Origin of the sequence: Neobacillus sp. 114 (genome assembly GCF_030127045.1) — a bacterium.
GTDB classification, from domain to species: domain Bacteria; phylum Bacillota; class Bacilli; order Bacillales; family Cytobacillaceae; genus Neobacillus; species Neobacillus rhizophilus.
The window spans coordinates 302,501-314,818 of sequence record NZ_CP126144.1; the positions used below are offsets into that span (position 1 = coordinate 302,501).

Annotated in this window: 12 protein-coding genes, 1 rRNA gene and 1 riboswitch (1 of these 14 running past the window's edge); of the genes, 12 read left to right on the forward strand and 1 reads right to left on the reverse strand. The window is 44.8% G+C overall.

The genetic code is table 11. The features are described from left to right. A 5S ribosomal RNA gene (gene rrf, locus QNN06_RS01550) occupies positions 1-16 on the forward strand; it begins 101 nt to the left of the window's first position. A gap of 71 nt (positions 17-87) precedes the next feature. Here the strand turns inward: rrf and QNN06_RS01555 are convergent. Next, positions 88-1,440 (reverse strand): TolB-like translocation protein, encoded by a 1,353-nt coding sequence (locus QNN06_RS01555; RefSeq protein ID WP_284036808.1) that lies wholly within the window; start codon positions 1,438-1,440, stop codon positions 88-90. Positions 1,441-2,044: 604 nt separating this feature from the next. Between QNN06_RS01555 and QNN06_RS01560 the strand changes: the two genes are divergently transcribed. The 11 genes from QNN06_RS01560 (at position 2,045) to purF (ending at position 12,316) form a co-directional block, all read left to right on the forward strand. Next, positions 2,045-2,917 (forward strand): mechanosensitive ion channel family protein, encoded by an 873-nt coding sequence (locus QNN06_RS01560; RefSeq protein ID WP_254124575.1) that lies wholly within the window; start codon positions 2,045-2,047, stop codon positions 2,915-2,917. Positions 2,918-2,973: 56 nt separating this feature from the next. Continuing rightward, positions 2,974-3,516: a DUF2179 domain-containing protein gene (locus QNN06_RS01565; RefSeq protein WP_213120915.1), complete on the forward strand. Its 543-nt coding sequence runs from the start codon at positions 2,974-2,976 to the stop codon at positions 3,514-3,516. Further along, entirely contained in the window at positions 3,513-3,710 is a 198-nt protein-coding gene (locus QNN06_RS01570) for an NETI motif-containing protein (RefSeq protein WP_217034203.1), read from the forward strand. The genes QNN06_RS01565 and QNN06_RS01570 overlap by 4 nt, the downstream gene beginning before the upstream one ends. A gap of 87 nt (positions 3,711-3,797) precedes the next feature. Then, positions 3,798-3,899, forward strand: a riboswitch (purine riboswitch). A gap of 136 nt (positions 3,900-4,035) precedes the next feature. Continuing rightward, positions 4,036-4,524 carry a 5-(carboxyamino)imidazole ribonucleotide mutase gene (purE, locus tag QNN06_RS01575; protein ID WP_284036809.1) on the forward strand — a complete coding sequence of 163 codons (489 nt, stop codon included), beginning with the start codon at positions 4,036-4,038 and terminating at the stop codon, positions 4,522-4,524. Next, complete coding sequence (gene purK / locus QNN06_RS01580; RefSeq protein ID WP_217034207.1) at positions 4,511-5,665, forward strand: 5-(carboxyamino)imidazole ribonucleotide synthase; 1,155 nt, start codon at positions 4,511-4,513, stop codon at positions 5,663-5,665. The genes purE and purK overlap by 14 nt, the downstream gene beginning before the upstream one ends. A gap of 3 nt (positions 5,666-5,668) precedes the next feature. After that, positions 5,669-6,967, forward strand: coding sequence for an adenylosuccinate lyase (gene purB / locus QNN06_RS01585; RefSeq protein WP_213120911.1), 1,299 nt, complete (start codon positions 5,669-5,671; stop codon positions 6,965-6,967). Between the two features lie 108 nt (positions 6,968-7,075). Beyond that, positions 7,076-7,789 (forward strand): phosphoribosylaminoimidazolesuccinocarboxamide synthase, encoded by a 714-nt coding sequence (gene purC, locus QNN06_RS01590; RefSeq protein ID WP_372447645.1) that lies wholly within the window; start codon positions 7,076-7,078, stop codon positions 7,787-7,789. Further along, positions 7,782-8,036, forward strand: coding sequence for a phosphoribosylformylglycinamidine synthase subunit PurS (gene purS / locus QNN06_RS01595; RefSeq protein ID WP_213120909.1), 255 nt, complete (start codon positions 7,782-7,784; stop codon positions 8,034-8,036). Before purC ends, purS begins: the two co-directional genes overlap by 8 nt. Then, positions 8,033-8,716 carry a phosphoribosylformylglycinamidine synthase subunit PurQ gene (gene purQ, locus QNN06_RS01600; RefSeq protein WP_284036810.1) on the forward strand — a complete coding sequence of 228 codons (684 nt, stop codon included), beginning with the start codon at positions 8,033-8,035 and terminating at the stop codon, positions 8,714-8,716. Before purS ends, purQ begins: the two co-directional genes overlap by 4 nt. After that, positions 8,700-10,931 carry a phosphoribosylformylglycinamidine synthase subunit PurL gene (gene purL / locus QNN06_RS01605; protein ID WP_284036811.1) on the forward strand — a complete coding sequence of 744 codons (2,232 nt, stop codon included), beginning with the start codon at positions 8,700-8,702 and terminating at the stop codon, positions 10,929-10,931. Before purQ ends, purL begins: the two co-directional genes overlap by 17 nt. Further along, the gene (gene purF, locus QNN06_RS01610) at positions 10,907-12,316 is read left to right on the forward strand and encodes an amidophosphoribosyltransferase (RefSeq protein WP_284036812.1); all 1,410 of its coding nucleotides are present in this window, start codon (positions 10,907-10,909) and stop codon (positions 12,314-12,316) included. The genes purL and purF overlap by 25 nt, the downstream gene beginning before the upstream one ends. Positions 12,317-12,318: the final 2 nt, after the last annotated feature.

Sequence of the window (12,318 nt, forward strand, 5' to 3'; positions counted from 1 at the left end):
TAGGACGCTGCCGGGCAAGCAAAAAGACAACCTGAAAATGGTTGTCTTTTTTTGTTGGCAGTGATGCACAAGAACCGTCCCCATGTTTCAAAACCCGGTATATAAACTAAAAACCTCCCCCCAATTCCACTTTTCGTAGTAACTGCTTGGTAAAGTGATGTTTTTTATCCATTTCGTTTCTTTTATCTTACCCGTCCGTGAAACAAACGCGTCTGCTGTCTTCCGGTCAGTCCTTATCCAAATTAGCCTTCCTTTTTCAAATGTTGGTACAAAGTCACCAGTATTTTTAGGGGGTAAGCTAATTTGCTTTTGTTTCCCCGAATAAAGATTCACCTCATACAGCTGGGGCAAAGGACGTTCATCCAGCCTGCCCTCTTTGCTTTCCACTGACCGGGAAACCACCGTCACTCTATCACTTTTCCAATCGAAATCCCGATCGGCATAACCTTTGGGTGTTAATACTTCTTTTTGATAAACAGGGGTCTTTATCAGTCGCGTCTGTTTATTGTAGGTTGCTTCCCTACCGATTCCGCCAATATAAGCGAGAGGCCCTCCGGCGGGTGCCCACTGCATCCATTCCGCATAATTCAGCATCTCATCCACTTTTTTAAAAACCGCCCCGTCAGCAGACAGAAGACAAAGTGTATTCGCATCTGCCGACATGGAAGCAGTCGGAATTAATAAAAAGCTAATCCAGCCCTTATCAGATGACCACTTAAACGAGCTTGTGCTGACAAAGTATTCATCCTCCCCAACTGGTATTGTAAACAGGTTCTTTAAAATCGGCCTTTGCCTGTCCACCTCTAACATAACCCTTGATAAATTAATATCAGAATGAAGCTGTTCACTTTTTTTGGCGGAGATCAATAAACCATCCCCGTTAGGAAGCCAAGAAAAGTTCTCCACGCCTTGAGCCAGCGTCGAAGCCACCAAGGATTTAGAAGGTTTAGTATCTACTACATAAAGAGTCCTGTTGATAAGATAAGCAAGTTTATTATTCCGGCCGGACCATTGAAAGTTTCTGTTAACTTTTGAAGCCATCTTAAAATGTTTATTAGTATGAAGATTACAGAGCCATAGCTCGCCATCATAAACGATATTTCCATCCTGTTTAACGGCCTTTAAATAGGCAAGCCATTGTCCGTCATAGGACCACTTTGGGTACCTTACATATTCACCTTTAGTTAACCGTCCTTCTTTATTGTTGATTTTTATCCATAAATCATCATGGCGAATAAAAGCTGCCTTTTCCTGAACAGTGGCGAAAGCATTACTTAGGAATGTAAAAGTAAGCAAAATGGCAAGCAGAACGGTTCTAATCACGAAATCACCCCATTTAACCTGATGCAAAGGGCCGGTTCCAGACTCCTGAAAATTACGACTTCTTGCACCGGTTTTTTTAAGATAAAAAAATGGCTGAGTGGAAGTTGAGATATCCATTATTCCCCTTCTTAAAAGACCATCATAAGGTCTTGAAGACCAAAATGGCTCACGCCAAGTGAAAAAATGGTCTTCATAAGGTCAATGAGGACCAAAATGGTTCACGCCAAGGAGGAAAATGGTCCTCATAAGGTCAATGAAGACCAAAATGGCTCATGCCAAGGAGGAAAATGGTCCTCATAAGGTCAATGAAGACCAAAATGGCTCATGCCAAAGAGGAAAATGGTCTTCATAAGGTCAATGAAGACCAAAATGGCTCACGCCAAGGAGGAAAATGGTCTTCATAAGGTCAATGAAGACCAAGATGCCTCATACCAAGGAGGAAAATGGTCTTCATAGAATCAATGAATATCAAAACGGTTCATGCCAAAGGGAAAAATGGTCTTTCATCAGCCCTTCTTTGGGAAGTGTTTTTTATTGTCTTGAATGGTTCTTTTGCTTCAACTTCACGGCTTTTTAAACGAAAGAACCGTCCCCATGCTTCCCCATGTTTCAATATTTTCCCCCAAAAATAGTAAATCCTGCGATTCTTTGTAAAGAATAAGGATAGGCGGGGTGAAGTGATGCACAAGAACCGTCCCCATGCTTCACTGGAGGTGGAATGATGGCATGGTTTGATTGGCTTGATGAGTATAAATTGACGAGTATTTTTTTTGCTGCTGTGATTGCTTGGTTGGGTGTGTTTGTGATTAATCGGGTTATTCATAAGTTTTTTCAGCAGACGCATTTTATTGAGGAGCGGAAAGAGGAGACGATTGCGAGTATGGTCCGCTCCTTTACTAGGTATTTTGCGACGATTGGGGTTATTTTCTACGCTCTATCTCAATATGTCGATAACTTTGGGAGATTTCTGGCCGGGGCGGGGGTAGTCGGGGTTATTGTTGGTATTGGTGCGCAAAGCCTGATTAGAGACCTCCTCTCGGGGACCTTTTTAATTTATGAAAAACAGCTTCATAAAGGGGATTTTATCACTGTTAATAATACCTTTAGCGGTAATGTTGAGGAAATCGGCCTGCGGTTTATTAAAATCCGTGAGTGGAGCGGGAAGTTGTTAACGATCAGCAATGGGGAAATCAAACAAATTCATAATTATAATATTGAACAAATGCGCGTGATTGAAAACGTGGTGATCAGCTATCGGGAGAACCCCGAAGAGGTTTTATCGGTCTTGGAGCTGGCCTGTGAAAAAATAAATGAAGTTAATCAAGACTGCTTAAAGATGGACGGAGAAAATTGTATTGTAGAGCCCTTTAGTGTTTTTGGCATTACGGCTATCAACGCTAACTATCATGGGATTGAGTATACCATCACCGGACTGGTTGATGACGCTTTTTATTGGGAAGCCGGTATTAAGGCAAGAAGGATTATAGCCCAAACACTTTTTGACCACGACATCATGCTTGCGGAAGATACGCTGTTCATTAAACAGGCAGCGAATCGGCTTGCCAGGGAAAAAGCGAACGTCCCTTCTGACTGACCTTGATTTGATGAATATGTTAAAGTAGGGGAAGCACCGTTTAGGAGGGCATTCGTATGTTGGAAAATAGTTTTTTTATGGTGGCAATTATCCTCATCATTAATATTGTATATGTGTCTTTTTTTACTATAAGGATGATTCTAACTTTAAAAGGGCAGAGGTATTTGGCTGCGTTCCTTAGCATGATTGAGGTAGTCATTTATGTGATGGGGCTGGGCCTGGTTTTAAAAAATCTAAATGAGATTCAGAACCTGATAGCCTATGCAGTCGGTTATGGGATTGGCGTTATTGTCGGTATGAAAATTGAAGAGAAGCTAGCTCTCGGCTATATTACCGTCAATGTCATCACAGCAGAATATGATAAGAATTTACCGAAGCTGTTAAGGGAAAATGGCTATGGCGTGACCGACTGGGAGGCGCATGGGCTGGAAGGAAACCGGATGGCACTGCAGATTCTTACGCCAAGAAAGTTTGAGTTAAAATTATATGATACGATTAAAAATATTGACCCAAAAGCCTTCATCATTGCCTATGAGCCCAAAACCATTCATGGCGGTTTCTGGGTCAAATCCGTGAAACGAGGTAAATTATTTAAATGAGCAAAAAGAAAATGCAATTTGAGGTTCAGGATAATGAGAGTATTGAGGAGTGTTTAAATCGGATAAAGGAGCAGGGGTATACGCCTGTAAGCCGAATAGAGAAACCTATTTTTCAAGAGGTCAAGAAAGGCAATGAAACCGTTTACGAACCAGCAGGGAGAAAAATTATCTTTGAAGCAAGAATTATTGAGTAAAACACGAACATTATAGTAGTATTTAAAAATAATGTTCGATTATTGGTTGACAGCCTACTAAAATGCTTGGTAAGATAAGTTTAGAAATTATGAAATTATTCTTACCCTCATATATCCATGGGAATATGGCCCATAAGTCTCTACCCAATAACCGTAAATTATTGGACTATGAGGGAAAGTCAATATGTTCGGCACATAAGGGGCATCCCCCTTAGATTTGTGTTCTTGATTTTCCATGCCCGGACAAATGGCTTTCTCTTCTAGAGATACCATTTGTTCCGGGTATTTTATTTTTCTAAAAAAGTTTTATAGGGGGACCAGCGGAATGAAGAACTTGGTCGGCGTAATTATGGGAAGCAAGTCGGACTGGGAAACTATGAAGCATGCATGCGATATTTTGGAAGAGCTTGAAATCTCATATGAGAAGAAAGTCGTTTCTGCACATCGGACACCAGATTTGATGTTTTCATACGCAGAAGATGCCAGACAAAAAGGCTTAAAGGTAATTATCGCTGGAGCAGGTGGGGCAGCGCATTTGCCGGGGATGGTGGCTGCGAAAACAACCCTTCCTGTCATCGGTGTTCCTGTCCAGACAAAGGCTTTAAACGGACTCGACTCCTTGCTGTCAATTGTGCAAATGCCGGGCGGCGTACCGGTTGCGACAGTCGCGATTGGCAAGGCTGGTGCAATGAATGCCGGGCTTTTGGCGGCACAAATTCTCGCTGCCACTGACGTGGAGTTAGCGGACAGATTGGAAGCAAGACGGGAAGCTACTAAAAACGCAGTGTTAGAAAGCAGTGATGAACTTGAATAATAAAGTTATTTTACCAGGGGCGACAATCGGTATCATCGGCGGCGGCCAGCTTGGCAGAATGATGGCATTGGCAGCCAAGGCTCAAGGCTTTAGGATCGCCGTTTTAGAACCGACAGCGGACTCTCCTTGCGGGCAAGTGGCGGATGTGGAAGTCATCGGCGCTTATGATGACCGCGAGGCAATCAGCCGGTTAGCTGCGGTAAGTGACGTGATCACGTATGAATTTGAAAATATTGATGCAGATACATTAAGCTGGCTTTGCGAACAGGCCTATGTTCCGCAGGGACCAAAGCTATTGACCATCACCCAGAACCGGATTACTGAAAAGGCGGCGATTCGGCAGGCTGGGGTGGAAGTCGCTCCATATGAAGAGATTTACAGTATGGAAGATTTATTTTTAAAAATTGAGGCCATTGGTTATCCTGCTGTATTGAAAACGGCAAGAGGCGGCTATGACGGGAAAGGCCAGTTGGTTATAAAGGACCACAGTGACTTGGAAAAAGGGGCAGCCCTTATCAATCATGGTGATTGTGTGCTGGAGAAATGGGTGCCATTTGAAAAAGAAATTTCCGTGATTGTGACGCGCAGACTGGATGGGGAAACAGCGATTTTACCAGTAGCAGAAAACATTCACGTAGACAATATCTTGCATCAGACGATTGTCCCGGCGCGGATTTCGGAGGCAACACAGGCTTTGGCGATTCAAAAGGCAAAGCAGATTGCCGACTACCTAGGATTGGCAGGAACGCTGGCGGTGGAGATGTTCGTGACTGCTGACGGTGAAATTTATATTAACGAATTGGCGCCGCGGCCGCACAATTCCGGGCACTACTCCATTGAGGCCTGCGAAACATCGCAATTTGAGCAGCATATACGGGCAATCTGCAGCTGGCCATTAGGGAGCACTAAGCTATTAAAACCAGTTGTTATGGTCAACCTATTAGGGGAGCATCTTGAAAGCTTATATCAAGAAATACCGGCCATGAACGATTGGAAGGTTCACTTGTACGGAAAAAAAGAACCAAAGGTGAAGCGAAAAATGGGCCATGTTACTATCTTGCGTGATAATGTAGAAGATGCCCTTGTTGAAATCCAAAAGAGCAGCATTTGGGCGGCTGCCACAGTGAAGATCGGAGGATAAAAGATGATTGATCGTTATACTAGACCAGAAATGGGAGCCATTTGGACGGAGGAGAACCGCTATAACGCTTGGCTTGAGGTGGAAATTCTCGCATGTGAAGCGTGGGCCGAGTTAGGCGAGATTCCAAAAGAGGATGTTCAAAAGCTGCGCGAAAATGCTTCCTTTAATATTGACCGGATTAAGGAAATTGAGGAAGAAACAAGGCATGATGTTGTTGCCTTTACCCGTGCCGTATCTGAAACACTAGGCGAAGAGCGTAAATGGGTGCATTACGGCTTAACTTCTACAGATGTTGTTGATACAGCCCTCTCCTATGTTTTAAAGCAGGCCAATGCGATTTTATTAAAAGACATAGAAAACTTTATTGAGATTTTGCGAAATAAGGCAATCGAACATAAATATACGGTTATGATGGGCCGGACGCACGGCGTACATGCGGAGCCAACAACGTTTGGCTTAAAGCTTGCCCTTTGGTATGAAGAAATGAAGCGGAATCTTGAGCGTTTTAAGCAGGCTTCCCAAGGTGTGGAGTTTGGGAAAATCTCCGGTGCTGTTGGAACGTATGCCAACATCGACCCGTTTGTCGAACAGTACGTTTGTGAAAAATTAGGAATTCAACGAGCGCCGATTTCTACACAGACCTTGCAGCGTGATCGTCATGCTTATTACATGTCGACGCTTGCGTTAATTGCCACTTCTATTGAAAAATTTGCCGTAGAAGTCCGCGGCTTACAAAAAAGTGAAACGCGTGAGGTAGAAGAGTTTTTTGCAAAAGGACAAAAAGGGTCATCTGCGATGCCGCATAAGCGTAACCCGATTGGTTCCGAGAACATGACAGGGATGGCCCGCGTCATTCGTGGCTACATGATGACGGCTTATGAGAATGTTCCGTTATGGCATGAGCGCGATATCTCCCATTCTTCGGCTGAGCGGATTATTCTGCCGGATGCAACAATTGCATTGAATTACATGCTAAACCGCTTCGGCAATATTATTAAGAATTTGACGGTTTATCCGGAAAACATGAAGCGCAACATGGATCGCACGCTTGGCTTGATTTACTCCCAGCGCGTGCTGTTAGCACTGATTGATAAAGGCTTATCCCGCGAAGCGGCTTACGACACGGTCCAGCCAAAGGCAATGGAAGCATGGGAAAAACAGGTTCCCTTCCGCAGCTTAGTCGAAGCGGAAGAAAAAATCACCTCTAAGCTGTCTGCTGACGAAATTGCTGATTGCTTTGATTACAGCTATCATCTCCAGCATGTAGATACCATTTTTGATCGATTAGGATTAAATGTTTAAGGCGACAAGTTAACGCGAAAAAAAATTAAACAGGGGCATCACTAACATGGTTATGCCCCTTTACTTATTCCGAAGATTCCCAATATTGAAAATAAGGAGCGATCCATGATGAAAGAAATGCTATATGAAGGAAAAGCGAAGCGTATCTACACAACGGACGACCCGCAAATTGTCTTAATCGAATATAAAGACTCTGCCACCGCCTTTAACGGCCAAAAAAAGGCAGACATTACTGGCAAAGGCCGTTTGAATAACGAGATTACTAGTTCGCTATTTTTAAAGCTTAAAGAACAAGGAATAGACTCGCATTTCATCAAACGCGTATCCGAAACAGAGCAATTAGTTAAAAAGGTCTCCATAATCCCGCTTGAGGTCGTCGTCCGCAATACAGCTGCAGGATCCTTCTCAAAACGTTTGGGAGTCGAAGAAGGCCGCCCTCTATCAGCGCCGATCGTGGAATTTTATTTAAAAAACGATGACTTGGGTGACCCGCTCGTCACAAAAAGCCACATCCTCGAACTGAAAGCCGCGACTGCTGATGAAATCGGTATTTTACGTGATAAAGCACTGCAAATAAATGAAGTGTTAATAAACTTTTTCGATAATCTTGGTGTTAATCTTATCGACTTCAAGCTTGAATTTGGCAAAGACCAAGAAGGGCAAATTTTATTAGCCGACGAAATTTCTCCTGACACCTGCCGCCTGTGGGACCAGAAGACGAACGAAAAGCTTGATAAAGACGTATTCCGCCGCGATTTAGGAAGCTTAACCGAAGCCTATGAAACTATTCTTAAAAGACTTGGAGGACATCAGCATGTATAAAGTTAAGGTATTCGTCACATTAAGAGAGAGCGTATTGGACCCGCAGGGAAAGGCCGTTACCCATTCCCTCCACTCATTAAATTATCCAGAAGTAGCGGATGTCCGCATCGGTAAATACATGGAACTAACACTTGAAAAATCAGAACGCGATATCGATGAAGTCATCAACGAAATTTGCAGCAAGCTGCTCGCCAATCCGGTTATCGAAGACTACCGATACGAAGTAGAGGAGTGTGTCGCACAGTGAAATTTGCGGTCATCGTTTTTCCGGGATCCAACTGTGATATCGATATGTACCATGCTGTAAAAGATGAACTCGGTGAGGAAGTCGAATACGTTTGGCATGATACAGACAACTTAGATGAATTTGACGGAATCCTCCTCCCAGGCGGTTTCTCCTATGGGGATTACCTCCGCACAGGTGCGATTGCCCGCTTCAGCAAGGTCATGAAGGAAGTCATCAAAGCGGCCGAGGCCGGCAAGCCGGTAATGGGTGTATGCAACGGATTTCAAATACTCTTAGAAGCAGGCCTGCTGCCAGGGGCAATGAGACGAAACGAAAGTCTTTCATTTATATGCAAACCAGTCGAATTAAAGGTAGAAAATAACGAATCAATATTTACAGGTGAATACGCACAAGGGCAAACCATCACCATTCCAGTCGCCCACGGCGAAGGAAATTATTATTGCGACGAAGCAACACTCGAACAATTAAAGGCAAACAACCAAATCGTCTTTACCTATCAACAAAACCCGAACGGAAGCCTCGCTGATATCGCAGGAATCATCAATGAAAAAGGAAACGTGCTCGGAATGATGCCGCACCCTGAACGCGCTGTTGACAGCTTGCTCGGAAGCGCGGACGGTCTGAAAATGTTCCAATCAATCGTAAAGGCTTGGAGGGAAGCACATGTTGTTAAAGCTTGAACCAAATCCAGAACAGATTAAGCAAGAGAAACTATATCAGCAAATGGGTTTATCCGATGGGGAATTTGCCTTGGTTGAAAATATCCTGGGCAGGACACCGAATTATACCGAAACAGGCCTGTTCTCTGTCATGTGGTCTGAGCACTGCAGCTACAAAACCTCAAAGCCTGTATTGAAAAAGTTCCCAATCAGTGGCCCAAAGGTTCTTCAAGGTCCTGGCGAGGGTGCAGGTATCGTTGACATTGGCGATGGTCAGGCGGTTGTATTTAAGATTGAAAGCCACAACCATCCATCCGCGATTGAACCGTACCAGGGTGCGGCAACCGGAGTCGGGGGGATTATCCGTGATGTATTTTCGATGGGCGCACGTCCAATTGCCCTATTAAACTCGCTTCGTTTTGGCGAGCTGGATTCTTCCTCCAGAGTCAAATACCTTTTTAAAGAAGTCGTTGCCGGGATTGCCGGTTATGGAAACTGTATCGGAATCCCTACTGTTGGCGGCGAAATCCAATTCGAAGATTGTTATGAGGGCAACCCGCTCGTTAACGCAATGTGTGTCGGCCTAATTGATCATAAGGATATTAAAAAAGGCCAAGCGCACGGTGCCGGAAATACCGTTATGTATGTCGGCGCGAAAACAGGCCGCGATGGCATTCACGGGGCAACATTTGCCTCTGTAGAATTGACGGAGGAATCCGACAAAGACCGTCCAGCCGTACAAGTCGGCGACCCATTTATGGAAAAACTTCTTCTAGAAGCATGTCTTGAGTTGATCCAATCAGATGCACTTGTCGGCATTCAAGATATGGGTGCAGCCGGTCTTACCAGTTCTTCAGCGGAAATGGCCAGCAAAGCTGGAATGGGAATCGAGATGAACCTCGATCTTGTGCCACAGCGGGAAACAGGAATGACAGCTTACGAAATGATGCTTTCAGAATCACAGGAACGGATGCTGGTAGTGGTGAAAAAAGGCCGCGAACAGGAAATCGTCGAGCTTTTTGAAAAATATGATTTAGAGGCTGTTGCAATTGGAAAGGTAACGGATGACAAGAAACTTCGCTTGATTCATCACGGTGAAGTGGTAGCCGACGTTCCGGTCGATTCCTTAGCGGAGGACGCGCCTGTTTACAACATGCCATCCATGGAGCCTGCATATTTTGCAGAATTCCAGGCGATGGAGAACGAAATTCCACAAGTAGAAAACTTAAAAGAAACACTGGTAAAACTATTAAGCCAGCCAACTGTAGCCAGCAAGGAATGGGTTTATCAACAATACGATTATATGGTTCGCACCAATACAGTCATCGCTCCAGGCTCAGACGCTTCCGTAGTAAGAATCCGCGGTACCCGCAAAGCACTAGCGATGACAACAGACTGTAATTCCCGCTTCGTCTATTTAGACCCGGAAACAGGCGGGCAAATTGCTGTGGCGGAAGCAGCAAGAAATATCATCTGTTCTGGCGCGGAACCACTAGCGATTACCGATAACCTTAATTTCGGTAATCCGGAAAAGCCGGAAGTATTTTGGCAGATTGAAAAAGCGGCGGACGGTATCAGTGAGGCCTGCCGAGTGTTAGAGACACCAGTTATCGGTGGAAACGTCTCTTTATATAACGAAACAAGCGGTACTGCGATTTATCCGACACCTGTTATTGGGATGGTTGGACTCGTCGAAGACCTTGACCATATTACAACCCAGCACTTTAAAACCAGCGGTGACCTGATTTATTTAGTTGGTGAAACGAAGGGCGAATTTGGCGGCAGCGAGTTGCAAAAGCTCCTTAACAATGGCCGGATTTTTGGAAAGGCACCGGAATTAAATATTCAAATCGAAAAAAACAGACAACAGCAAGTTCTTGCGGCGATTCGTGCCGGAGTGGTTCAGTCTGCTCATGACTTGTCAGAAGGCGGCCTTTCAGTCGCTTTAGCAGAATGTCTGTTTGAAAATCCACAGCTTGGGGCGAGAGTGAATGTCGCTGGAAACCTAGTTTCTGCCTTATTCAGTGAAACGCAGTCCCGTTTCCTTTTATCTGTGAAAAAGGAACACCAAGCTGAGTTTGAAAGTTTAGTAGAAGCTGCCTTGATTGGCGAAGTGAATAATTCAGGAACAATGAGCGTGGTATCTGGAGAGCAAACAGTCCTTGAGTCGTCTGTGGAAGAATTAAAAGCTGCCTGGAAGGGGGCAATCCCATGCTTGCTGAAATCAAGGGATTAAACGAGGAGTGCGGAGTCTTTGGCGTTTGGGGCCATAAGGATGCAGCCCAGCTGACTTATTACGCGCTGCATGCCCTGCAGCACCGTGGCCAGGAAGGAACCGGCATTGTCGTTAATGACGGTAATACACTGAAAGTGGTCAAGGGCGAAGGACTGGTTACAGAAATTTTTACTGCTGATAGAATGGCAGAGTTAACTGGCAACACAGCGATTGGTCATGTCCGCTATGCAACAGCGGGAGGAGGGGGCTACGAGAATGTCCAGCCCCTCCTGTTTCATTCGCAAACAGGGAGTCTGGCACTTGCCCATAATGGCAATCTAGTAAATGCGAATTCTTTAAAACATCAGCTCGAAGCCCAGGGCAGCATTTTTCAAACGAGCTCAGATACAGAGGTTCTCGCCCACTTAATCAGAAGAAGCGGATTTCCGAACATGAACGACAAGGTGAAAAACGCTCTTTCGATGCTAAAAGGAGCCTATGCGTATTTGATTTTGACCGAAACCGAATTAATGGTGGCACTTGATCCGCATGGATTACGGCCGCTTTCGCTTGGCTGCCTTGGCGATGCTTATGTGGTCGCTTCGGAAACATGTGCGTTTGACGTAATTGGCGCCGAATATATTCGCGATGTTGAGCCAGGAGAGCTATTAATCATCAATGAAAATGGAATCAAGTCAGAAATGTTTTCGGTCAGTTCAACAAAAGCGATTTGTACGATGGAATATGTTTATTTTTCAAGACCGGACAGCAACATCCAAGGAATAAATGTCCATACGGCCCGCAAAAACATGGGCAAGCGATTGGCCATGGAGGCGCCGATAGAAGCAGATGTGGTGACTGGTGTCCCAGATTCCAGCATTTCAGCCGCGATTGGCTATGCGGAAGAATCGGGCATTCCTTACGAAATGGGCTTAATTAAAAATAAATATGTCGGCCGGACCTTTATCCAGCCGTCCCAGTCGCTCCGTGAGCAAGGGGTAAAAATGAAGCTGTCGGCTGTCCGGGGGGTAGTCGAAGGGAAGCGTGTCGTCATGGTCGATGACTCGATTGTCCGCGGAACAACGAGCAGAAGAATTGTCAAAATGCTAAAGGAAGCAGGGGCGACCGAGGTGCATGTTGTCATCAGCTCACCGCCAATCAAAAACCCATGCTACTACGGAATCGATACATCCTCAAAGGAAGAATTAATTGCTTCGGATAAATCGGTTGAGGAAATCAGACAGCTGATTGGCGCAGATTCCTTAACGTTCTTAAGCCTTGAAGGGATGCTTGTCTCCCTTGGTCAGTCGGAAGGAACAAACGGATTTTGCCTTGGCTGTTTTACCGGAAATTATCCGACTGAAATCTATCCAGATACACTTCAATACTACTACCAAAAGGGGTGACA